This is a genomic window from Ensifer sp. 38_S197 (assembly GCF_056924495.1).
On the sequence record NZ_JBXOVZ010000002.1, the window covers coordinates 2011345 to 2032823 of the forward strand.

At 62.9% G+C, this 21479-nt stretch carries 24 protein-coding genes; 13 read left to right on the top strand and 11 right to left on the bottom strand.

The genetic code is table 11. The annotated features are described in order from the left end of the window. From AC1Z3V_RS22825 to AC1Z3V_RS22850, 6 genes are all read right to left on the bottom strand, one after another. The gene (locus AC1Z3V_RS22825) at positions 1-609 is read right to left on the bottom strand and encodes a YfbR-like 5'-deoxynucleotidase (RefSeq protein WP_483501890.1); all 609 of its coding nucleotides are present in this window, start codon (positions 607-609) and stop codon (positions 1-3) included. Beyond that, on the bottom strand, positions 606-1454 hold the full coding sequence (ygfZ, locus tag AC1Z3V_RS22830) for a CAF17-like 4Fe-4S cluster assembly/insertion protein YgfZ (RefSeq protein WP_483501891.1): 849 nt from the start codon (positions 1452-1454) through the stop codon (positions 606-608). Before ygfZ ends, AC1Z3V_RS22825 begins: the two co-directional genes overlap by 4 nt. A 306-nt stretch (positions 1455-1760) precedes the next feature. Beyond that, a complete protein-coding gene (locus tag AC1Z3V_RS22835; RefSeq protein WP_483501893.1) occupies positions 1761-2552 on the bottom strand; it encodes a hypothetical protein in 792 nt (263 codons plus the stop codon). 15 nt (positions 2553-2567) lie between these two features. Next, positions 2568-2837: a hypothetical protein gene (locus tag AC1Z3V_RS22840; protein ID WP_429808328.1), complete on the bottom strand. Its 270-nt coding sequence runs from the start codon at positions 2835-2837 to the stop codon at positions 2568-2570. 158 nt (positions 2838-2995) lie between these two features. Beyond that, positions 2996-3448, bottom strand: a complete 453-nt coding sequence (locus AC1Z3V_RS22845) for a TIGR02301 family protein (RefSeq protein ID WP_483501895.1) — start codon at positions 3446-3448, stop codon at positions 2996-2998. Continuing rightward, the gene (locus AC1Z3V_RS22850) at positions 3445-3906 is read right to left on the bottom strand and encodes an NUDIX hydrolase (RefSeq protein ID WP_483501897.1); all 462 of its coding nucleotides are present in this window, start codon (positions 3904-3906) and stop codon (positions 3445-3447) included. The genes AC1Z3V_RS22845 and AC1Z3V_RS22850 overlap by 4 nt, the downstream gene beginning before the upstream one ends. 61 nt (positions 3907-3967) lie before the next feature. On the opposite strand from AC1Z3V_RS22850, the gene AC1Z3V_RS22855 reads away from it, so the two are divergent. Next, positions 3968-4747: an SOS response-associated peptidase gene (locus AC1Z3V_RS22855; RefSeq protein WP_483501899.1), complete on the top strand. Its 780-nt coding sequence runs from the start codon at positions 3968-3970 to the stop codon at positions 4745-4747. A 17-nt stretch (positions 4748-4764) separates the two neighbouring features. Here AC1Z3V_RS22855 and AC1Z3V_RS22860 read toward each other — a convergent pair whose 3' ends face one another. Beyond that, entirely contained in the window at positions 4765-4908 is a 144-nt protein-coding gene (locus tag AC1Z3V_RS22860; RefSeq protein WP_173516032.1) for a hypothetical protein, read from the bottom strand. A gap of 162 nt (positions 4909-5070) precedes the next feature. Further along, entirely contained in the window at positions 5071-5265 is a 195-nt protein-coding gene (locus tag AC1Z3V_RS22865; protein WP_429808341.1) for a hypothetical protein, read from the bottom strand. A 58-nt stretch (positions 5266-5323) separates the two neighbouring features. Here AC1Z3V_RS22865 and cysS point away from each other — a divergent pair, with 58 nt between their 5' ends. From cysS to rarD, 8 genes are all read left to right on the top strand, one after another. After that, positions 5324-6715: a cysteine--tRNA ligase gene (gene cysS / locus AC1Z3V_RS22870; protein WP_483501901.1), complete on the top strand. Its 1392-nt coding sequence runs from the start codon at positions 5324-5326 to the stop codon at positions 6713-6715. A gap of 108 nt (positions 6716-6823) precedes the next feature. Next, entirely contained in the window at positions 6824-7207 is a 384-nt protein-coding gene (locus AC1Z3V_RS22875; RefSeq protein WP_483501903.1) for a VOC family protein, read from the top strand. A 12-nt stretch (positions 7208-7219) separates the two neighbouring features. After that, positions 7220-7711, top strand: coding sequence for a GFA family protein (locus AC1Z3V_RS22880; protein WP_429808349.1), 492 nt, complete (start codon positions 7220-7222; stop codon positions 7709-7711). Continuing rightward, positions 7708-8184 (top strand): GFA family protein, encoded by a 477-nt coding sequence (locus tag AC1Z3V_RS22885; RefSeq protein ID WP_483501905.1) that lies wholly within the window; start codon positions 7708-7710, stop codon positions 8182-8184. The genes AC1Z3V_RS22880 and AC1Z3V_RS22885 overlap by 4 nt, the downstream gene beginning before the upstream one ends. Beyond that, positions 8157-8678: a GFA family protein gene (locus AC1Z3V_RS22890; RefSeq protein WP_483501907.1), complete on the top strand. Its 522-nt coding sequence runs from the start codon at positions 8157-8159 to the stop codon at positions 8676-8678. Before AC1Z3V_RS22885 ends, AC1Z3V_RS22890 begins: the two co-directional genes overlap by 28 nt. Before the next feature lie 2 nt (positions 8679-8680). Then, entirely contained in the window at positions 8681-9643 is a 963-nt protein-coding gene (pip, locus tag AC1Z3V_RS22895) for a prolyl aminopeptidase (protein WP_429808357.1), read from the top strand. Between the two features lie 35 nt (positions 9644-9678). Further along, on the top strand, positions 9679-11295 hold the full coding sequence (cimA, locus tag AC1Z3V_RS22900) for a citramalate synthase (RefSeq protein ID WP_429808360.1): 1617 nt from the start codon (positions 9679-9681) through the stop codon (positions 11293-11295). A gap of 305 nt (positions 11296-11600) precedes the next feature. Further along, a complete protein-coding gene (gene rarD / locus AC1Z3V_RS22905) occupies positions 11601-12539 on the top strand; it encodes an EamA family transporter RarD (RefSeq protein WP_429808363.1) in 939 nt (312 codons plus the stop codon). 70 nt (positions 12540-12609) lie between these two features. Here the strand turns inward: rarD and AC1Z3V_RS22910 are convergent, their stop codons facing one another. Then, positions 12610-13230, bottom strand: a complete 621-nt coding sequence (locus AC1Z3V_RS22910; RefSeq protein ID WP_483501909.1) for an LOG family protein — start codon at positions 13228-13230, stop codon at positions 12610-12612. A gap of 243 nt (positions 13231-13473) precedes the next feature. On the opposite strand from AC1Z3V_RS22910, the gene AC1Z3V_RS22915 reads away from it, so the two are divergent. The 4 genes from AC1Z3V_RS22915 to pssA all read left to right on the top strand — a co-directional run bounded on the left by AC1Z3V_RS22915 (position 13474) and on the right by pssA (position 19004). After that, entirely contained in the window at positions 13474-15234 is a 1761-nt protein-coding gene (locus AC1Z3V_RS22915) for a LysM peptidoglycan-binding domain-containing protein (RefSeq protein ID WP_483501910.1), read from the top strand. A 192-nt stretch (positions 15235-15426) separates the two neighbouring features. After that, on the top strand, positions 15427-17313 hold the full coding sequence (locus tag AC1Z3V_RS22920; RefSeq protein ID WP_483501911.1) for an ABCB family ABC transporter ATP-binding protein/permease: 1887 nt from the start codon (positions 15427-15429) through the stop codon (positions 17311-17313). Between the two features lie 107 nt (positions 17314-17420). After that, positions 17421-18119, top strand: a complete 699-nt coding sequence (locus AC1Z3V_RS22925) for a phosphatidylserine decarboxylase (protein ID WP_429808374.1) — start codon at positions 17421-17423, stop codon at positions 18117-18119. Positions 18120-18128: 9 nt separating this feature from the next. Beyond that, a complete protein-coding gene (pssA, locus tag AC1Z3V_RS22930) occupies positions 18129-19004 on the top strand; it encodes a CDP-diacylglycerol--serine O-phosphatidyltransferase (RefSeq protein WP_429808377.1) in 876 nt (291 codons plus the stop codon). A gap of 182 nt (positions 19005-19186) precedes the next feature. Here pssA and AC1Z3V_RS22935 read toward each other — a convergent pair whose 3' ends face one another. Continuing rightward, on the bottom strand, positions 19187-19927 hold the full coding sequence (locus tag AC1Z3V_RS22935; protein WP_483501913.1) for an SDR family NAD(P)-dependent oxidoreductase: 741 nt from the start codon (positions 19925-19927) through the stop codon (positions 19187-19189). Positions 19928-19939: 12 nt separating this feature from the next. Continuing rightward, complete coding sequence (gene purF, locus AC1Z3V_RS22940) at positions 19940-21430, bottom strand: amidophosphoribosyltransferase (protein ID WP_429808384.1); 1491 nt, start codon at positions 21428-21430, stop codon at positions 19940-19942. Positions 21431-21479: the final 49 nt, after the last annotated feature.

A 21479-nucleotide genomic window follows, 5' to 3' on the forward strand; every position in this document is an offset into this window, starting at 1 on the left:
TCAGATGTCCGCTCGGGCCGGCCGGCGCTGCGCTTCCAGAACCTGGAACCGCTCCGTGAACAGCCGTTGCGCCTCGACTGCCGGCAAGGGATCGATCAGCAGGGTTTCGCGGGTGATGCCGCGTGGCTGACCGAAGAACTTGCGCGCCTCCTCCACGGAAAAGCCGGCGAGCACCGTCGCTTCGAAATAGGCGGCGACATGATCTGCCTTCTTGATGCGATCCTTCAGCTCTTTGGAGCAATGAGGCGGCAGGCCGAATCTGAGATGGATGGCGCTTTCCAGCCGCTTCTCCACTGACTTGTAGCCACCGCCGACCACCGCCTTGAATGGCGAGATCATGTCGCCGATCACATATTCCGGCGCGTCGTGCAGAAGGGCCAGCAGGCAATCGTCGGCGCTGCATTTGTAGCTGCGGCGAAAGATGTCCTCGACCATCAGGCTGTGCTGCGCCACCGAGAAGGCATGGTCGCCGGCGGTCTGGCCGTTCCAGCGCGCAACACGCGCCAGCCCATGGGCGATATCGCTGATCTCGACGTCGAGCGGTGACGGGTCGAGAAGATCCAACCGACGGCCGGAGAGCATGCGCTGCCAGGCGCGGGTCGTGGTCACGCGCTTGCCTCGTCGGCGCTCGTCGGGAAGGTGAGCCCGGTCCATTCGGGCAGAACCATGGTCACCGCCACGTCGCCGGCAAGCAGCGGGACCCCATTCGCCATGGCCTCGCCGGCCTTGTCGATACGCACGATCGCAAGCGCGGACTTGCCCTGGACGGTGCCCAACGCGCCGATGGCCTTGTCGTTCGCGGTGATCGTCGTTCCGGTCGGGGGAAGCGCCGTTTCGGCGGAAACGATCACGACCCGGCGGCGCGGCGTGCCGCGGTGCTGCATCCGAGACACCACTTCCTGGCCGACGTAGCAGCCCTTCTTGAAGGAAAGGCCGCCGTTCTTGTCCAGGAGAACGTCATGCGGAAAAGCATCTTGCGCCGCATAGTCGGTCCCGGCGGTTGCGACGCCCGCGGCGATGCGAAGCCGCTCGTGTTCTTCGACACTGGCAGTGTTGCCGGCTGCGTCCCCATAGCTGCGGAAGAGCGTTATCCCGGCCTTCTCGAACCGGTGATCCCGGTAGGCACCATCAGGCGCAGCTTCGTCAAATATCACAGTGACAACGGCCGACGCATCGATCGACAGATCCACCGCCGATCGGAGCTTGTACATCGTCAAACGCTTCAGCAGGGCCTCCGCCTGGTCGCGCGCGGTTTCCAGCCGGAGGCCGTCGCCGTCACGGGAAATCATGAAGTCGAACAGGATCTTGCCCTGTGGCGTCAAAAGCGCCCCGGGCCGCGCTTCGTCGGGTGCCAGCGCGTCGAGGTCGGTGGTGATCAATCCCTGGAGAAGATCTTCTGCGTCCTTGCCGGAGACGGCGACAATCGCGCGGTCGTCGAGGCGAATTCTGGGCATCGTTCGAATCCTGCTCGGTGGGGTGGAAATCCCGCTCTAACCTACTGCATGTTTCCTTTAGTCGTAGCCGATTAAAGGAAACATGCAGCAACTCGAAGTGCTACAGCGACCTTTGCATGTCTGATCAGACGTGCGGCGCTGCAGAGCATTTCCAGCAAAAATGCGTAGCGGTTTTGCGTTCGGAAATGCGCAACAACAAAGACCGATCACGATGGCAATCCCGGTCGACTCGACCTGGCACCTTCGTGATCTCTTGGCGAAGAGGTAGGATGTTCGGAGAGGATCGGCAAGCGCGGTCGCCGGCAGTCAGTCGCCGGCGATGAAGAATTTCCACTTTCCGTCCGGCATGATGCCGACGCGGTAGAAGTTGTAGCTGCCGAACTCTTCCATGTCGGCAAAATCCCCTGCGGTGATCAGGCGGAACAGGTCGACCTTTTCCGGTGCCGTCAGCGAGGAGAGCTTCTTTTCCGCGAAGTATGGCCAGACATAGGCCTCCTGCGGCGTGCCCTTGTCCACCAGCACGAAGCCGGTCGACAGCACGTCGAGCAGGATCGCCAGAATCTCGACGCCTTCCTGGTCGCCCGAGAGGCTCTTCAGGACCGCAACCGGGTCTTCGTCGCCGGTGACACCGGTGACCTGGGTTTGGTTCGGGCCCTTGCCGAGCAGCGGGCGCAGGCGCTCGATATCGCCGGAAGCGGCCGCCTCGACGATCAGCTCGCGCATCCGGGCGACCGGCGCCGGTATCTTGGAAACGTCGGTCAGGACCTCGACAGGCCCGGCCGGCTCCGGCTCCTCGGCCGTGGGGGCCACGTCCTTGGTGATCGTCGCTGACTTGTTGATCAGCGGATCGGGCGTGGGGATTTCGAGCGGAAGCTTTTCTTCCTCTTCCGGCTCCTCCGCGACGGGTTCGGCTACGGGCGGCGTCGCCTTCTGGTCGCCGGCAGCGGGCTGCTCGGTGGGAACGGGTTGCGGCGCGCCCTGCAATTCGCTGAGAGCAAAGGCGGGCGAGAACGCTGCCTGGGTGCTCAAGGCGACACCGGCCAAAAGCAGCGTAGCGAGGCGAACCGGAAGGGTCCGGTTTGCAAGATTCCGACTCATCGGGCAGTCCTGATATTACTGAAGCGTGCGCTGGGGTGAGAATTCACCGGCGAGCACGCGCTCGCGAAGCGACTTGAGCATCGCTTCAGCACCATCTTCGCCATGAAGCCGAACGGTTTCCCGCATGGCGAGCGCAATGGCCGCATCGGCGATGATTTCCGGCTCGATACCATCAGCCATGCCGTCCGCCCAGGCTTCGCTCTGGTGTTCCAGCGCAGCCTGCATTTTCTCGTGGACGATCATGTCATCGATGTCGGTCAGGCTTGGTTCCATCATTCGTTCCATGCGACTTCCATTGTGCAAGCGGTTCATTCTTTGGCCGTCCGGCTGAACTCCAACTGAACGACCGTGACGGACTCGCCACTTCTTACCACTCTCTTAACGAACTTAGCAGCCTTTTCCCGAAACGACACGGGGTCGTGAGAAAAGAGGTTAATTTATTGCTAATTTCCAAAGCGGGCGACGATTTCTGACGCAAGTGTTGCGCCTTCGGCACGGTATCGCTGCTCGGCGACGATAGCCGGTCCCGTACAGGTTGTATAAACGGAGGCGAAGGTGCGGTACCCACGGTTGAAGGCGGCGGTCATCCTTTCGCGCCGTTTGATCTCGTCCGCCGTCTCCTTGTCGATCAATTCCTGCATCGAACGGCGCCAGACATCCTCGGGCTCCTTGACGCAAAGGTTCCTGAGATAATGGACGGAACCAAGAATTTCGGAAAGCCGAATCAACCTCTGGTCGTAGGGTGTGGGTTTCTCTTCCGCGACGACGGGGGCCGGGGTAGCGGCCTCGGTCGTCGCCGGTTCGTTCGACGTTGTTTTTTGCGCCGCCGCACCGGTGGCGGCTGTCAGCGCGAAACCGGCCAGGGCGAGCCGCGCAAGGATCGGGGCAGTGATCATCGCTTCACCAAGCCCGTATTGACGGCGGTTTCAAGGCCGCGGCTGGATTCCGTGCCGATATCCGTGAGCCTTTCCACGCATTCGCGCACGCTGTCCGGGATCGGCAGGGCAAAGATTTCGGCGGGCGTGAACCAGCCAAGCCCGGCGGCATCGTCGCTGGCAACGGCAACCGCATCGGCGCTCGCCTCCGCTCTGAAGACCGAGAGCAGGAAATGGCGCCCTTCCGATTCCTTGCCGGGCAGGTCGTAGGTTTCAAACAGCACGGGATTGTGCGCTTTGATGCCCGTCTCTTCCCAAAGCTCGCGCAGTGCCGTTTCAGCCGGTGTCTCTCCGGGTTCCGCGCGTCCACCGGGAAAGGCGTACATGTCGGCCGACGGCGGATTGGCCCGCCTTACGAGCAGGTAACGGCCGTCGCGTTGGAGAATGACGGAGGAGGCGAGTTCGGGCTTGGTCGACATCGGGGAATCAAATTGCCTCAGTAACGTTGACCCATCCTACGTGAAGTGCCACATCCGTGTCATGTGCGGACGTTTTGCGCTGACGGCGACGCCGGAAGAACTCATGGAATTGTTCGGCCTGCTGGAAAGCGATGACTTCCCGGCGCGATTCAACATAGCGCCGACACAGCCGATCATGGTCGTCGTCACGGGCGAGCGCGCTCAGCCCGGCAGTAACCTTCCCGAGCGCAAGGCCGTTCTCGTGCGCTGGGGTTTCATGCCTGGCTGGGTCAAGGACCCGCGCGACTTTCCGCTGCTGATCAATGCCCGCGCCGAATCGGCGATCGAAAAGGCGTCGTTTCGCGCCGCCATGCGACACCGCCGCATCCTCGTTCCGGCCTCGGGTTTCTACGAATGGCGCAGGCCGCCGAAGGGCAGCCGCGAGCCGTCGCAGGCCTATTGGGTGCGGCCGCGAAAGGGCGGCATTGTCGCCTTCGCCGGCCTGATGGAGACCTGGTCGTCAGCCGACGGTTCCGAAGTCGACACCGCTGCGATCCTCACGACGGCAGCCAACGCCTCCATCCGGCAGATCCACGACCGCATGCCCGTCGTCATCCAGCCCGAGGATTTTGCCCGTTGGCTTGATTGCAAGACGCAGGAACCGCGCGAAGTCGCGGATCTCTTCGGTCCGGCGGCGGAGGATTATTTCGAGGCAATCCCTGTCTCCGACAAGGTCAACAAGGTCGCCAATACCGGCCCGGACATTCAGGACGCGGTGACACCCAAGACGATATTGGATGTCCAGCCTAAGGGCAAAAGCAAACCGGACATGCCCGATAGCGGGCAGATGTCCCTGTTTTGAACGAACAACCCAGGGGGTTAGGCGGGCCGCTTGGTCAGTTTGGTCGCCGACTTTCCCTTCGCTTGCAGTGCAGCGGCGAGCACGGCCTTCAGGCCGAGCGGACGGTACTGTTCGACGAGATTGGTTGGCTTGGCGATTTCTTTGGTCTTTGCGGCTTTCACTTGCATTCACTCCTTGATGCTTTCCCGAACCGGATACATTCCGTTTTCGTCTTTCGGCGCGAAAACGATGCTCCTCCCTGTTCTCCGGAGACAGGAACCCGTGGTGCAGAACCAACTACACCGCGAATCTGTTTTCCGCATGGCGCTTCCAGATAAGCCTAATCATGACAAATCCATGGCCGCCGTTTCCGTTTCGATAGCCGACTGTGCTTGCATGCGGCTGACCTCTTGACCGAAATCGGGTGACGCGCGATAAGTGGGCGCATGAAAACGGTTATCTGCATTATCTGCCGGAAGATTATTCGCTAGCGTCCCGCTGGCCTGGCCGTTTTCGTCTCCTAAAATCCAAGATGACAAACGCGCGGGCCTCCCGGGCGCCGTATTTCGACGGTTGTAAGCGTATTGGAGAATGGGAATGGGCGGAGCGCCGACATTGAAGCTGTACAACACGCTGACGCGGGAAAAGGTCGACTTCCGGCCGATCGATCCCGACAACGTCCGCATGTATGTCTGCGGCCCGACGGTCTATGACTATGCCCATATCGGCAATGCCCGGCCCGTGATCGTCTTCGACGTTTTGTTCCGGCTCTTGCGCCATGTCCATGGCGCCGGTCATGTCACCTATGTTCGCAACATCACCGACGTCGACGACAAGATCAACGCGCGGGCGCTGCGCGATTATCCGACGCTGCCGCTCAATGAAGCGATCCGGCGCGTGACGGAGAAGACCGAAACCCAGTTCCTTGCGGATGCCAAGGCGCTCGGCTGCCTCGATCCGAACGTGCAGCCGCGGGCGACCGACAACATCGCGCAGATGATCGAGATCATCGAGAAGCTGATCGCCAAGGGCCATGCCTATCAGGCCGGCGGCGAGGTGCTGTTCGATACCAAGTCGATGGCCGACTACGGCCAGCTTTCGAAGCGCAACCTGGACGAACAGCAGGCAGGCGCCCGCATTGCCGTGGAAGCGCACAAGAAGAACCCGGGCGACTTCGTGCTGTGGAAACTCTCGACCGATAACGAGCCGGGTTGGGAAAGTCCGTGGGGCCGGGGCCGCCCGGGCTGGCACATCGAGTGCTCGGCCATGAGCGGACGCTATCTCGGCGAGGTCTTCGACATTCACGGCGGCGGGCTCGACTTGATCTTCCCGCACCATGAGAACGAGATCGCCCAGTCGCGTTGCGCCCACGGCACAGAGGTGATGGCGAATGTCTGGATGCACAACGGCTTCCTGCAGGTCGAAGGCCGCAAGATGTCGAAGTCGGAAGGCAACTTCGTCACCATCTATGAATTGCTGCACACCGAGAAGTTCGCCGGCCGCCAATGGCCGGGCGAAGTTCTGAGGCTTGCCATGCTGATGACGCATTATCGCGAGCCGATCGATTTCTCGGTGAAGCGGCTGGAGGAAGCCGAACATCTGCTTTCCAAGTGGCCGGTACCGGGCGATGCAACGGGTGAGGCCGATCCGGCGGTGGTTGCCGCACTTGCTGACGATCTCAACACCGTCGCTGCCGTTCAGGCGCTCCATGCTCTCGCTCAGAAGGCGGCGGTCGATCCCAAGCTGCTCGGCACCTTCGCCGCCAGTGCGGCCCTCATCGGCGTCGTGCCCGAGGCGGTCGAGCTGGACGAAGCCGTGGTGCATGACATTGACAGCCGTGTCCGTGCTCGCCTGGAACTGCTGAAGGCGAAGAACTTCGCCGAGGCCGACAAGATCCGCGACGATCTTGTGGCGCAAGGAATCCAGCTCAAGGACGGCAAGGATCCGGCAACCGGCGAGCGTGTGACGACCTGGGATATCAAGCGGTGATCGCGAGCCCGGCGGCGCGTCTTGCCCGGTCGCATTGATCGGGACCGGACAGAGCCATCCGGGGACGGCGGAAACGCGGAGTGCATGCATGAAAGAGGAGTTCGTGCGATGATTGACCATACGGGCATTCCGGTCGCGGATTTCGGCCGGGCGCGGTCGTTCTACGACAAGGCCTTCGCTCCGCTCGGCGCCTCGCTGCTGATGGTGGTGCCGGTGGAACATACCGGCGGCGTCCGGGTCGGCGGCTATGGCCGCGAACGGCCGGTCTTTTGGTTGCACGAGGTGGATGCGGCTGGCCCGGGTCGGCACTATGCGTTTTCGGCGCGGAACCGCGCGGAAGTCGATGCCTTCTACGAGGCGGCGATGGCGGCCGGCGGGCGCGACAATGGCAAGCCGGGACTGAGGCCGCACTACCACCCCGACTACTACGGGGCCTTCGTGCTCGATCCCGACGGCAACAACATCGAAGCCGTCTGCCACGCGCCGGGCTGAGGAGGAGTTGCGATGAGTCTCGACAACAGGCCCTATTACACTGGCGGCTGCCAGTGCGGCGCGGTCCGTTTCCGTGTCGAGGGCAGGCTCGGCGACGCCTCCGTCTGCCATTGCCGCATGTGCCAGAAAGCGAGCGGCAACTTCTACATGCCGCTGGTTTCGGTTCGCGGCGCGCACGTCACCTGGACGCGCGGCGAACCCAAGCGCTTTCAGTCCTCCAACGCAGCACGGCGCGGTTTCTGCGGTGATTGTGGTACGCCGCTGACCTATGAGGCGCCGGACGGCATGGCCCTGGCGATTGCCGCTTTCGACGAACCGCAGGGCATCGTGCCGACCGTCCAGTGGGGCATCGAGCGCAAGTTGCCCTATACCGATCACATATCGGAATTGCCCGGAGTTGCTACGATGGAGGATCCGGACGCGGTCGAATTCCTGACCGATCTCGTTTCCTACCAGCATCCCGACCACGACACCGAAACCTGGCCCCCGGAGGAAAGACGATGAGCGAAAATGTTCGAACAGGCGGCTGCCAGTGTGGCGCAGTCCGCTTCCGTATCCGCGGTCAACTCGGCCGCCCGTCGATCTGCCATTGCCGCATGTGCCAGAAGCAATTCGGCTCGTTCTTCTCCGCGCTGGTGACGGCGCCGAAAGATGGCGTCGAATGGGTGCGGGACGAGCCGAGCTACTTCCAGTCCTCGGTCAACATCGATCGCGGCTTCTGCCCGAAATGCGGCACGCCGATGACCTACCGGCATCCCGGCGGTCTCGAGATCGCGATCGGCACCTTTGACGATCGCACCGATCTCGCACCGAAGATCCAGGTCAACTACGCCTCGCGCCTTCCCTGGGTCGAGACGATCTTCGAGCAGCCGGTCCTGGAGGATCCGGACTTCTACGCGCGGCAGGAAAGCATCATCTCCTTCCAGCACCCGGACCATGAAACCGAGCAATGGCATCCATCGGGAGCATTCCGGTGACCATCTCCCGTATCTATACCGGTGGATGCCAGTGTGGCGCCGTCCGCTACCGCGCCGAAGGCACGCTCGCGGATCCGCATATCTGCCATTGCCGAATGTGCCAGAAGGCGGCCGGAAACTACTTCATGCCGCTGGCGAACGTCGCGCGTGACAGTTTCGACATTACCCGCGGCCAGCCGTCCTGGTTCCGCTCGTCGCATCTGGTCCGTCGCGGCTTCTGCAGCCACTGCGGCACGCCGCTGTTTTACGACATGCCGGATGCGGGTTTCATCAACATCACGCTCGGTTCGCTCGACGATCCGGATGATGTGTTGCCTCTCTATCAGGCCGGCGTCGAGTCCCGAGTCCTCTGGTTCTCGCGGCTCGCCGGGCTGCCGGAAAAAGAGACGGACGACGGCAGCGAGGTGTCCGCCACCCGCCATCTGATCATACTGGAAACGAACCGCCAGCACCCGGACTACGACACCGTGCACTGGCCGCTGACGAAAGACTGAAAATGACGACTGTATTGCGTACGCTCTATCCGGAAATCGAACCCTATGCCTCGGGCCACCTCGATGTCGGTGACGGTCACGTGATCTATTGGGAAAAGGTCGGCACGCCAGGCGCCAAGCCTGCCGTCTTCCTGCATGGCGGACCCGGCGGCACGATTTCTGCCAATCATCGCCGCCTGTTCGATCCAACACTCTATGATGTGACCCTGTTCGACCAGCGCGGCTGCGGCAAGTCGACACCGCATGCGAAGATCGAGGCCAACACCACATGGCATCTCGTTGCCGACATCGAGCGGCTGCGCGCAGAGGCCGGGGTCGACAAGTGGCTGGTCTTCGGTGGTTCCTGGGGATCGACGCTTGCGCTCGCCTATGCCGAAAAGCATCCGGAGCGGGTTTCGGAACTTGTGCTGCGCGGTATCTATACGCTGACGAAAGCCGAACTCGACTGGTACTATCAATTCGGCGTCTCGGAAATGTTCCCGGACAAGTGGGAGCGGTTCATCGCGCCCATCCCGGAAGCAGAGCGGCATGAGATGATGCACGCCTATCACCGTCGCCTGACGAGCGACGACAAGGCAACGCGCCTTGCGGCTGCAAAGGCTTGGAGCATCTGGGAAGGCGAGACGATTACGCTGCTGCCGGAACTATCGACCAGCGCTCCCTTCGAGGACGACGAATATGCCGACGCCTTCGCGCGCATCGAAAACCACTTCTTCGTCAATGCCGGCTGGATGGAGGATGGCCAATTGTTGCGGGATGTTCACCGGCTTCACGGCATTCCCGGGGTTATCATCCATGGACGCTACGACATGCCTTGTCCGGCGAAATATGCCTGGCAGTTGCATAAGGCCTGGCCCGGGTCCGAGTTGCACCTGATCGAGGGGGCAGGGCACGCCTATTCCGAGCCGGGCATTCTCGACCGGCTGATCCGCGCCACGGACAGATACGCAGGCAAGACCAAGTAAGACCAGGCAAGAACAGAGCAGTTGGACGATTAGCCATGACCAGGGAACGCATCTACCTCTTCGACACGACGCTACGGGACGGGCAGCAGACGCCCGGCATCGACTTTTCGGTCGAGGACAAGATTGCGATTGCGAGCCTGCTCGACGGCTTCGGCATGGACTACATCGAGGGCGGCTATCCGGGTGCGAACCCGACGGACACCGAGTTTTTCACGCGCAAGCGCACGCAGAAGGCCGCTTTTGTGGCCTTCGGCATGACCAAGCGCGCCGGCGTTTCGGCGTCCAATGACCCGGGCCTCGCGGCGCTGCTTGCCGCCAAGAGCGACGCGATCTGTCTGGTCGCCAAGAGCTGGGACTACCATGTCGAGGTTGCACTCGGCTGTACCAACGAGGAAAATCTCGACAACATCCGCGCTTCGGTCGAGGCCGTGGTCGCTTCCGGCCGTGAGGCGATGGTCGACTGCGAGCATTTCTTCGATGGCTACAAGGCCAATCCGGCTTACGCGCTCGCCTGCGCGAAGACGGCCTTTGAAGCCGGCGCCCGCTGGGTCGTTCTCTGCGACACCAATGGGGGCACGCAGCCGCCGGAGGTGCGCGAGATCGTCGCCGCGGTGATCGCCGCCGGCGTGCCCGGCGCCAATCTCGGCATACACGCCCATAACGATACCGGCCAGGCGGTCGCCAATTCGCTGGCCGCGGTGGAAGCTGGCGTGCGCCAGATCCAGGGAACGCTGAACGGCATCGGCGAGCGCTGCGGCAACGCCAATCTCGTCACGCTGATCCCGACGCTCGCGCTCAAGGAGACCTATTCCAGCCGCTTCGAAACGGCGATCGATGCCGATCGCTTGCAGGAATTGACGAAGCTCGCCCATTCGTTCGACGAGCTCTTGAACCGTTCGCCGGATCAGCAGGCCCCTTACGTGGGCGCGTCCGCATTTGCCACCAAGGCCGGCATCCATGCCTCGGCGCTGCTGAAGGATCCGCGCACCTACGAGCATGTCGCGCCCGAGAGCATCGGCAACCTGCGCAAGGTCATGGTATCGGACCAGGGCGGCAAGGCCAATTTCATCAACGCGCTGAAGCGCCGCGGCATCGCTGTGAGCAAGGATGACCCGAAGCTCGACAAGTTGATCGCCATCGTCAAGGAGCGGGAAGCGACCGGCTATGCCTATGAGGGCGCGGACGCGAGTTTCGCGCTGCTCGCGAGCCGCATTCTCGGTACGGTGCCGGACTTCTTCCACGTCGAAAGCTTCCGCGTCATGGTCGAGCGCCGCTTCGATGCCAACGGCAATCTGAAGACCGTGTCGGAAGCGGTGGTGAAGGTGGTGGTCGATGGCGAGACGATGATGTCGGTTGCCGAAGGGCACGGGCCCGTCAACGCGCTCGACCTCGCGCTGCGCAAGGACCTCGGCAAGTACCAGTCGGAGATCGCCGATCTCGAGCTCGCGGACTATAAGGTTCGTATCCTCAACGGCGGCACCGAGGCGATCACGCGCGTGCTGATCGAATCGACCGACGGAACCGGCGCGCGCTGGTGGACGGTGGGCGTCTCCGACAATATCATCGACGCATCCTTCCAGGCACTGATGGACAGCATCATCTTCAAGCTGCTGAAGAACCGGGACCATGTGGGCCTGATCGCTGCCGAATGACGTCGGCGGCAAGCTAAGACTGGGTCCGCTCCGGCGGGGTGATGAGTAAAACTCACCATCCCTTCACGGAAATTAATTGGTACATAACCGGGCATTGGGGTAGGACGCTCCATGGGAGCTTGTGCCGGCCGGTAAGCCGCGCCTTCCCTACAGCGCCGCGCGTCCCGTCAGACAGGTCCTGTCGCACTTTGTATTGCTGCATGTTTTGCCCTTGAGTCGGAGACGATTTAGGAGACGGGCAGCAGAGATCAGAGAGCGGCTCGTTCCACCAAGGCTCGCCGGCAAACGCACCAGGAAAAGATGTTATGGCTGAGCCGAACGCGAAAGTACCCGCCGAAAACACCGATTCCGCGAAAGGCTTTGCCTTCGCGCTGACCGCCTATCTCCTTTGGGGCTTTCTGCCCTTCTTCATGAAGGCCGTCGCTCACATTCCGGCGCCGGAAGTGGTGGCGCACCGGATCGTGTGGTCGGTGCCGCTTGCGGGCCTGGTTCTGCTCTGGCTCGGGCGTACGGATGACATCAAGGTGGCGCTGCGCTCGCCGCGCATGCTGCGCATGGCAGCGCTGACCGCCGTGTTGATCACCATCAACTGGGGCATCTATGTCTGGGCGATCGGTGCCGGCCGGGCGATCGAGACGGCGCTCGGCTACTACATCAACCCGCTGTTTTCTATCTTCCTCGGGGCGGTGCTGCTGAAGGAGAAGCCGAACCCGGCGCAGATGGTCGCGATTGCGCTTGCGGCCTCCGCGGTCGCCGTACTTGCTTTCGATGCTGGTGGCCTGCCGTGGGTATCGATCGGCCTTTGCCTGTCCTGGGGCTTCTATGCCTTCTTCCGCAAGACACTGCCTGTCGGTCCGAACCAGGGCTTTTTCCTGGAAGTCCTGCTGCTCAGCGTTCCGGCGCTTGGCTATATAATCTGGCTCGAGGCGACCGGGCAGGGCCATTTCGGAGATACCGGCACGGCCGATATTCTCTGGCTGATGTCCTGCGGCGTCGTCACCGCCATTCCATTGATGATCTATGCCAACGGTGCCAAGTTGCTGCGCCTGTCGACGATCGGCATCATGCAGTATATTGCCCCGACGATGATCTTCCTGATTGCCGTTTTCGTCTTCCATGAACCCTTCGGCACGGCGAAGCTCATTGCCTTCGGCCTGATCTGGGCGGCGCTGGTGATCTATTCGGGCGCAATGCTGGCGGAAAGCCGGGCGCGCCGCGTGCTGCAGGCAAGTCCCGCGGAGTAAGCTCGCAGTCGATACAAATCAAAAAGGCGCGTTGGTGGACGCGCCTTTTTCATGTCGGTGCTTGCTGCCATCAAAGACGGGAGATGATCTCCGCCTCGCCCTCGCGGCCATTGCCACCATTGGCAGCCGCCAGGATGGCCGGCACGATATCAGCGGCGTCGTCGACGACCAGTGGCTGCACGAGATGCGCGGTGTGGACGAAGCCCTCGTCGCGCATGTGCTGCAGCAGGTCGAGCATCGGCCGCCAGAAATTGTTGATGTTGCCGAAGACCATCGGCTTGCGGTGACGGCCGAGCTGCGCCCAGGTCATGATCTCGACGATCTCTTCCAGCGTGCCGATGCCACCAGGGAGCGCGATGAAGGCGTCGGCGCGTTCGAACATTGTGTGCTTGCGCTCGTGCATGTCGGCAGTCACGATCAGCTCGTTGAGCTGGCCGAGCGAATGGCGGGTCGCTTCCTTGTCCATCAGGAATTCAGGGATGATCCCGGTGACTTCGCCGCCGTTCGAAAGGACGCCGCTGGCGACGGCTCCCATGATGCCGCGCGTGCCGCCACCATAAACGAGGCGGAGACCGTGGTCGGCAATCGAGCGGCCAAGTGCGCGGCCGGCTTCCATATAGGCATTGTCGCGTCCGGGCTGTGAACCGCAATAGACGCAGATGGATCGAATCGTGGTGCTTTCGGTGCTCATGCCCCCAAAAGACATTGCACCGCAGCAAGGGTCAAGAAAAATGAGGGGAAAGCCGGTTTTCAGCCGTTTGCCGGGGGGCCGACAGCTTGTATGGCGAATCAGGAATCGCTAGCAATTTCAGGGATTGATTGAAGAAATCGGACGGTTGCTTGCTGTTGCGCTATAATGCATGGCGTTAGCCCGCACCGCAGGCCGATGAGAGGGCATGCGCGGAGTTCTGCTCCGCTCCGTGTGGAGAGTGGCATGATAAAAAATAGGGCCGGCTGGGTGGCCATTACTGTCCTCGTGGCAGCAACAGCGTTGATGGTATTCGTGGTGCAGCCGAACCTGCGCGGTGACGCCAAGAAGCCGGCGGAAGAGCCGGCGGCAGGCAATGCGACAGAGTCGAACGAAACCGCTTCTGGCCCGCAAGCGACCGAGGGAACGGCGAAGCCGCTGGACGCCAAGGCCGGTGAGGCCGCCGGCGCGACGGCAAACGCTGCGGCGACGAACGCACCTGCCGAAAACTCTGCCGTTCCCGGGTTCGACGTGTTGCGTGTGGAGCCGGATGGATCGACGGTCATCGCTGGGCACGCGCAGCCCGGTTCGAAGCTCGAGATCCTGAGCGGCGATGCCGTTGTCGGTACCGCCGATGTCGGCGCGACGGGCGACTTCGCAGCGGTGTTCGACAAGCCGTTGCCGGCCGGCGACTATCAGTTGACGCTGCGCAGCACCGGTGACGACGGCGCCGTGAAGACCTCCGAGGAAGTCGCGACCGTTTCAGTTCCCAAGGACCCTTCGGGGCAGCTTCTCGCCATGGTGTCCAAGCCGGGTGAAGCAAGCCGGCTGATCACGACGCCGGAAGCGGCCAAGAGTGAAACCGTGCCGACAGCCGACGGCAAGCCGGCTGAGGTCGCATCGCAGACGCCGCTGGCAACCGGCGACGCGTCTTCGGCACCGGCAAAGACGCCTGGCGTACCCGGCCTGCAGGTGACCGCCGTCGAGATCGAAGGAAGCAAGATGTTCGTCGCGGGCAGCGCCAAGCCGCATGCGCTGGTGCGCGTCTATGCGGATGACAAGCTGATCGGCGAAATCAAGGCCGACGACAAGGGCAATTTCGTTGTCGATGGCGAGGTCGAGTTGACCGTGGGCAGCCACATCATCCGCGCCGACATGCTGAACGAGGATGGCACCAAGGTCGCCATGCGCGCATCGGTTCCCTTTGATCGTCCCGCCGGCTCCCAGGTTGCCGCAGTCGCGCCGTCGGGCACGCCTTCGGCGACAGCCGGGCTTGACGGCGTGCGCGCCGAGGCCGGCAAGGCGCTGGCCCTCTTGAAGGGACTTTATGCCAACGGCAAGGTGCCGAGCGGCGAGCAGCTTGCCGCAGCGCGTTCCGCGACGGAAATTGCACTGAAGTCGCTAGCGGATTTCCGGCTTGCCGACAGTTCCGATCAGGCGCTGGCAACGGCTGCGTCGCGGGCTTCCAAGGCGGCAGCCGACGCGCTGTCAGCCTTGAAGGCGGCGCCGCAGGATGCGCCGAGCGTCGCCTCGGCGCTTGCGAAGGTCGATGCGACCGTCGGCCCGGTTCTGGCTGAGCGCGGCAGCGCGACGCCGGCATCGGACGGGCAAGCCCAGCAGAAGGGCAATGCCCCTGCGCCGGGTGAACTGGCGAAAGTCATGGGCGCAGGCAGCGCGATGGCCAGCGACGCCACGACGACGCCGGCACAAGGCACGGAAGCCGCAGCCGCTGTCCCCCAGCAGGAAGAGCCGCAGACCGTCCAGCAGGAGCCTCTCAAGGAGAGCAAGTCCTCGGTGATCATCCGTCGCGGCGATACGCTGTGGCAGATATCGCGTCGCGTCTATGGTGCGGGCTTGCGCTACACCACGATCTACCTTGCCAACCAGGACCAGATCGAAGACCCGGACCGCATTCGCCCGGGGCAGGTTTTCGGCGTGCCGGATAAGGCGTTGCCCGATGACGAATCCCGCGAGATTCACAGAAAGCACATGAAACACGAGCAATAGGCAGCCGATCGTCCGCCAGGCACATTGCGGCGGCGGCGATGGATGCCTATCTCTCGACCCAGGGCGGCGCCTTCAACGAGGCGCCGCTTTTCATTGAACGGTGATGGTGGCGTTGCTTGTCTCGGGCTACGGCCTGAATCGACCTCGATGTGAGGACGAAGAGCAGCGCGAAACGTAAGAGCGGATCAGAACGTGGCACCCCAGAAGAAAACTGTTTCGGCCGATACGAGCAATCCGTTGCAGACGATTGCCAATCTCTGGCCCTATATGTGGCCGAAGGACAGGGCCGACCTCAAGCTCCGGGTCATCTGGGCAACGGTCATTCTGATCATCGCCAAGGTCGTTCTGATCCTCGTTCCCTATTCCTTCAAATGGGCGACGGACGCGCTGAATGGCAAGCCGGACGCTATGGGCTTCCTGCCTGAGGTCCTGACCGGCGCCGTCATGCTGGTGCTTGCCTACAACCTGGCGCGCCTGCTGCAGGCGGGACTGAATCAGCTCCGCGACGCGCTGTTTGCAAGCGTCGGCCAGTACGCCGTCCGCCAGCTCGCCTACAAGACCTTCGTGCATATGCATCAGCTCTCGCTGCGCTTCCATCTGGAACGGCGTACGGGCGGGCTTTCGCGCGTCATCGAGCGCGGCACCAAGGGCATCGAGACGATTGTTCGTTTCACCATCCTGAACAGCCTGCCGACGCTGATCGAGTTCTTGCTGACGGCCGTGATCTTCTGGTGGGGCTACGGCTTCGGCTATCTCTTCGTGACCGCCGTTACCGTCTGGCTCTACATCTGGTTCACCGTCAAGGCGAGCGACTGGCGCATCGCCATTCGCCGCTCGATGAACGACAGCGACACAGACGCCAATACCAAGGCGATCGACTCGCTCCTGAACTTCGAAACGGTCAAGTATTTCGGCAACGAGGACATGGAGGCCCGACGCTTCGACAAGTCGATGGAGCGCTATGAAAAGGCGGCAACGCAGGTCTGGACCTCGCTCGGCTGGCTCAACTTCGGCCAGGCGCTGATCTTCGGTGCCGGCACGGCGGTCATGATGATCATGTCGGCGCTGGCCGTTCAGCGCGGCGAGCAGACGCTCGGCGATTTCGTCTTCGTCAACGCCATGCTGATCCAGCTCGCGATCCCGCTCAATTTCATCGGCTTCGTCTACCGCGAAATCCGCCAGGGCCTGACGGATATCGAGCATATGTTCGACCTGCTCGACGTGCAGGCGGAAGTGGTGGATCGCCCCGATGCCGCCGAGCTCGTCATCGGCAAGGGGGCTATCGCCTTCAAGGACGTGCACTTCGCCTATGATCCGGCCCGACCGATCCTCAAGGGCATCACCTTCGAGGTGCCCGCCGGCAAGACCGTTGCCGTCGTCGGCCCGTCGGGCGCCGGCAAGTCGACGCTCTCCCGGCTGCTTTATCGCTTCTACGACGTGCAGGAAGGGGCGATCACCGTGGACGGCCAGGACGTGCGGACGGTGACGCAGAAGAGCCTGCGTTCGGTCATCGGCATGGTGCCGCAGGATACCGTGCTCTTCAACGACACGATTGCCTATAACATCCGCTACGGCCGGGTTTCGGCCAGCGAGGCCGAGGTCGAAGCGGCGGCTGAGGCCGCACAGATCGCCGGCTTTATCCGCACGCTGCCGGAAGGCTTCCAGGCCATGGTGGGCGAGCGCGGCCTCAAACTTTCCGGCGGCGAGAAGCAGCGCGTCGCGATTGCCCGCACGATCCTCAAGGCGCCGCCGATCCTGATCCTCGACGAGGCGACCTCGGCGCTCGACACTCGGACCGAGCAGGAAATCCAGTCGGCGCTCGACGTCGTCTCGCGCAATCGCACGACGCTGGTCATCGCGCACCGGCTTTCGACGGTGATCAACGCCGACGAGATCATCGTGCTGAAGGACGGCGTCATCGCCGAGCGCGGCACCCATGGCGAGTTGATCGACCGCGATGGCCTCTATGCCTCGATGTGGAGCCGCCAGCGCGAAGCGACGCAGGCGGAAGAGCAGCTGAAGCGGGTGCGCGAAAACGATGATCTCGGCATCGTCACGCGCGGCGAGCCGGCGGTCTGAGGATGTTTGCTGGTCGCGACGCGTTTTGTCGCTATGGGGCGGGTGGCGTTGCCCGCTGGGGCATTTCGCGGTAGTTCACGTTCCACGGAAAATCTGGAGTAGAGTTTATGAGTCTGGTCAATACGATCCGCAACACGCTCGTCCCGGTGCACAAGGAAGGCTATCGCTTCGTTGCGATCTTCTTCGTCGTGTCGCTGGTGCTTGGCTTCCTGTGGGAGCCGTTGATGTGGATCGGCTTCGTGCTGACCGCCTGGTGTGCCTATTTCTTCCGGGATCCGGAGCGCATGACGCCGATCGACGACGACCTGGTGATCAGCCCGGCCGACGGCCGCGTTTCGTCGATCGCCACGGTGATGCCGCCGGAAGAGCTGAACCTCGGCTCGGAACCGATGCTCCGCATCTCGGTCTTCATGAATGTGTTCAATTGCCATGTGAACCGTGCGCCGATGGCGGGCACGATCACCCGCGTCGCCTATCGCGCCGGCAAGTTCGTCAACGCCGAGCTCGACAAGGCCAGCCACGAGAACGAGCGCAACGGCCTCGTGATCGACACGAAGCACGGCGCGATCGGCGTCGTGCAGATCGCCGGCCTCGTTGCCCGCCGCATCCTCTGCTGGAAATATGAAAACGGCTCGCTGGACGCCGGCGAGCGCTTTGGCCTGATCCGTTTCGGCTCGCGCCTCGACGTCTTCCTGCCCGCAGGAGCCGAACCGCGCGTCAGCGTCGGGCAGACTGCCGTAGCGGGTGAGACCGTGCTTGCCGAATTCGGTTCGGCCAAGGGCCCGGTCCTCAGCCGTCGCGCATAAGGAGTGTACATGGAAGGCTCTGAACAGGAAAAACCGGCCGAGCCGCTCAATGTCGGCGGCGACGCGAGCGGTTCAAACGACACCGGTCGCGGCCCTCGGCTGCGCGAGATACCGCTGCGCCTGATGATCCCGAACCTGATCACGGTGCTGGCGATCTGTGCGGGCCTTTCGGGCATTCGGCTCGCCTTCGAAAACCGCATCGAGCTTGCCGTTGCCATGGTGTTGCTTGCGGCCTTTCTCGACGGCATTGACGGCCGCGTCGCCCGCCTCCTGAAGGCGACGTCGAATTTCGGCGGCCAGATGGACTCGCTCGCCGATATCATCAATTTCGGCGTGGCACCGGCCCTCGTGCTCTATGTCTTCATCCTCGATCAGGCCCGCTCGATCGGCTGGATCGCGGCGCTGATCTACGCGATCGCCTGTGGCCTCAGGCTTGCGCGCTTCAACGTCATGGCCGAGCGCCAGTCCAAGGCGCCGTGGCAGTCGGAGTATTTCGTCGGCGTGCCGGCCCCGGCGGGCGCCATGCTGGTCCTGCTTCCGGTCTACCTCGGCCTCCTGGGCCTGGCGCCGGAGCGCACCTTCGCGCTGATTGCATCGGGCTACACCGTGCTGATCGCCTTCCTGCTGGTCAGCCGCCTGCCGGTCTGGTCCGGCAAGTCGGAAAATAGCCGCGTGCGCCGTGATCTCGTCCTGCCGGCCATTCTCGGTGTCGTCTTCTATGTCGCGACGCTGATGACCTACACGTGGGAGACGATGGCGGTGACGGCGCTTGGCTACCTGATCACGCTGCCTTTCGGCGCGCGCTCGTGGCAGCGCAAATATGGCGGCGATTGGCCGGCCCACCCATCGACGGGCGGCGATGGCCTGCCCGGTGACAAGGAATGATTGAGCTCCAGCTCAGGGTACAAAGGAAAAGGCCACCGTGGCGACACGGTGGCCTTTCCGTTTGGGTAAGTCCTACTGCATGTCTTCTTGAATCGACCTCGATTTAAGGAGAAGGACACGCAGCAAATCAAAGTGCCGCAGCGACCTTTGCGCGTCGATAAGACGCGCGGCGCTGTAGAGGATTACTCCGGCATCCGGTAGTCGACGATCTTGTCTTCGCGGACGATATAGAGCTTGCCGGTTTCGGTCTGGTCCGGACCGACGAGCGCAAGCAGCCTGGCCGCGACCTCTGAAGGATGCGGCACGGTCTCCGGATCCTCGCCGGGCATTGCCTGCGCGCGCATCGCCGTGCGGGTGGCGCCGGGATCGACGGAGAGGATGCGCAGCGGCAGGCGCTGCGTTTCGCCGGCCCAGGTGCGGGCAAGAGCCTCGACGGCTGCCTTCGACGCGGAGTAAGGCCCCCAGAAAGGTTTGCACTTGTGGGCGGCACTGGACGACAGGATCAGCGCGCGGCCGGCATCCGATTTGATCAGCAGCGGCTCCAGCGAGCGGATCAGCCGCCAGGTGGCGTTGACGTTGATGTTCATCACCTTCTCGAACACCTTCGCCTCGACATGGCCGATCGGCGAGATGGTGCCGAGGACGCCGGCATTGGCGACCATGATGTCGAGCTTGCCCCAGCGCTCGTTGATCGCGCCGCCGAGCTTGTCGATCGCTGCCATGTCGGCGAGGTCGAACGGCACCAGCGTCGCCGAGCCGCCCGCGGCCTTGATCGCGTCGTCGAGTTCTTCGAGCCCACCGACGGTGCGCGCGCAGGCGACGACATGGGCACCGGCCTTGGCCAGTTCGAGAGCGGTGAAATAACCGATACCGCGCGATGCGCCGGTGACCACGGCCACCCGGCCTTTGAGATCGATCGTCATTTTATTGTCTGATTATCCGTTGCTGGCGAGAACCGAGAGTTTGCGGACATTGCTGGCGCCTTCCTGGTCGAGAAGGCGGGTCGGATAGTCCCCGGTGAAGTAGTGGTCGGTGAACTGCGGCGCCTTGGGGTCGCGCTTTTCGCCGCCGACCGCCTCATAGAGGCCATCGATCGACAGGAACTCGAGCGAGTCCGCGCCGATGTAGCGGCACATGGAGGCGAGGTCGGCATGCTGGTTGGCGAGCAGCTTGTCACGATCCGGCGTGTCGATGCCGTAGAAGTCCGGATGGAAGATCATGGGGCTCGCGACGCGGATATGCACTTCGCGCGCACCGGCGTCCCGCATCATCTGCACGATCTTCACCGACGTCGTGCCGCGCACGATCGAATCGTCAACCAGAACGACACGCTTGCCGGCGATCATTGCGCGGTTGGCGGAGTGCTTGAGCTTGACGCCGAAGGCGCGGATCTGCTGCGTCGGCTCGATGAACGTGCGGCCGACATAGTGGTTGCGGATGATGCCGTATTCGAACGGAATGCCGCTCTGCTGGGCATAGCCGAGCGCAGCCGGCGTGCCGCCGTCCGGCACCGGCACGACCACGTCCGCCTCAATGGGCGATTCTTTCGCGAGGTTGATGCCCATGTTCTTGCGCGACACGTAGATGCTGCGGCCGCCGACGACCGAATCCGGCCGGGCGAAATAGACATATTCAAACAGGCAGAGGCGCTCCGGCTGCGTCACCTCGGGCTTGCGCGCATCGATGGTGATCGAACCGTCAGGCTGGATCTCGCAGATGATCACTTCGCCGTTCTCGACGTCGCGCACGTAGGTCGCGCCGATGATGTCGAGCGCGCAGGTCTCGGAGCAGAAGATCGGCTTGCCGTCGAGCTCGCCCATGACGAGCGGGCGGATGCCGATCGGGTCGCGCGCTGCGATCAGCTTGGTGCGGGTCATCGCCAGCATCGAATAGCCGCCTTCCATCTGGCGGATGGCGTCGATGAAGCGGTCGGAGGAGGAGGTCTGCTTGGAGCGGGCGATCAGATGCAGGACGACTTCGGTGTCGGAGGTCGACTGACAGATGGCGCCATCGGCGATCAATTGGCGGCGAAGGGTGAGGCCGTTGGTGAAGTTGCCGTTGTGGGCGACGGCGATACCGCCGACTTCGAGTTCGGCAAAGAGCGGCTGGACGTTGCGTAGCGCCACTTCGCCGGTCGTCGAGTAGCGGGTGTGGCCGATCGACATGAAGCCCGGGAGCTTCGCCAGCGTCGCCGGGTCCGTGTAGTGGTCGCCGACGAGGCCCATGCGCTTTTCTGTGCAGAACTGCTTGCCGTCGAAGGTGACGATGCCGGCCGCTTCCTGGCCGCGATGCTGGAGCGCATGCAGGCCGAGCGCCGTCAGCGCCGCCGCGTCCGGGTGCCCCAATATGCCGAAGACGCCGCACTCTTCGTGCAGCTCATCGCCTTCGAGTTCATCGTGGATTTCCATGGATCTCAGATCGGTCATCACAGTCGCCTTTGCTCCGTACCGGTGCGCATATCGTGATCAGGCCCGC

Excerpts from the sequence above, each read along its gene's own strand:
- AC1Z3V_RS22840 (WP_429808328.1), bottom strand. The coding sequence starts at position 2,837 with ATGGAACGAATGATGGAACCAAGCCTGACCGACATCGATGACATGATC.
- AC1Z3V_RS22885 (WP_483501905.1), top strand. The coding sequence starts at position 7,708 with ATGAGCGAAAATGTTCGAACAGGCGGCTGCCAGTGTGGCGCAGTCCGC.
- purF (WP_429808384.1), bottom strand. The coding sequence starts at position 21,430 with ATGACCGATCTGAGATCCATGGAAATCCACGATGAACTCGAAGGCGAT.
- AC1Z3V_RS22845 (WP_483501895.1), bottom strand. The coding sequence starts at position 3,448 with ATGATCACTGCCCCGATCCTTGCGCGGCTCGCCCTGGCCGGTTTCGCG.
- cimA (WP_429808360.1), top strand. The coding sequence starts at position 9,679 with ATGACCAGGGAACGCATCTACCTCTTCGACACGACGCTACGGGACGGG.
- AC1Z3V_RS22890 (WP_483501907.1), top strand. The coding sequence starts at position 8,157 with ATGGCATCCATCGGGAGCATTCCGGTGACCATCTCCCGTATCTATACC.
- ygfZ (WP_483501891.1), bottom strand. The coding sequence starts at position 1,454 with ATGCCCAGAATTCGCCTCGACGACCGCGCGATTGTCGCCGTCTCCGGC.
- pip (WP_429808357.1), top strand. The coding sequence starts at position 8,681 with ATGACGACTGTATTGCGTACGCTCTATCCGGAAATCGAACCCTATGCC.
- cysS (WP_483501901.1), top strand. The coding sequence starts at position 5,324 with ATGGGCGGAGCGCCGACATTGAAGCTGTACAACACGCTGACGCGGGAA.
- rarD (WP_429808363.1), top strand. The coding sequence starts at position 11,601 with ATGGCTGAGCCGAACGCGAAAGTACCCGCCGAAAACACCGATTCCGCG.
- AC1Z3V_RS22850 (WP_483501897.1), bottom strand. The coding sequence starts at position 3,906 with ATGTCGACCAAGCCCGAACTCGCCTCCTCCGTCATTCTCCAACGCGAC.
- AC1Z3V_RS22925 (WP_429808374.1), top strand. The coding sequence starts at position 17,421 with ATGAGTCTGGTCAATACGATCCGCAACACGCTCGTCCCGGTGCACAAG.
- pssA (WP_429808377.1), top strand. The coding sequence starts at position 18,129 with ATGGAAGGCTCTGAACAGGAAAAACCGGCCGAGCCGCTCAATGTCGGC.
- AC1Z3V_RS22935 (WP_483501913.1), bottom strand. The coding sequence starts at position 19,927 with ATGACGATCGATCTCAAAGGCCGGGTGGCCGTGGTCACCGGCGCATCG.
- AC1Z3V_RS22855 (WP_483501899.1), top strand. The coding sequence starts at position 3,968 with ATGTGCGGACGTTTTGCGCTGACGGCGACGCCGGAAGAACTCATGGAA.
- AC1Z3V_RS22910 (WP_483501909.1), bottom strand. The coding sequence starts at position 13,230 with ATGAGCACCGAAAGCACCACGATTCGATCCATCTGCGTCTATTGCGGT.
- AC1Z3V_RS22915 (WP_483501910.1), top strand. The coding sequence starts at position 13,474 with ATGATAAAAAATAGGGCCGGCTGGGTGGCCATTACTGTCCTCGTGGCA.
- AC1Z3V_RS22875 (WP_483501903.1), top strand. The coding sequence starts at position 6,824 with ATGATTGACCATACGGGCATTCCGGTCGCGGATTTCGGCCGGGCGCGG.
- AC1Z3V_RS22880 (WP_429808349.1), top strand. The coding sequence starts at position 7,220 with ATGAGTCTCGACAACAGGCCCTATTACACTGGCGGCTGCCAGTGCGGC.
- AC1Z3V_RS22835 (WP_483501893.1), bottom strand. The coding sequence starts at position 2,552 with ATGAGTCGGAATCTTGCAAACCGGACCCTTCCGGTTCGCCTCGCTACG.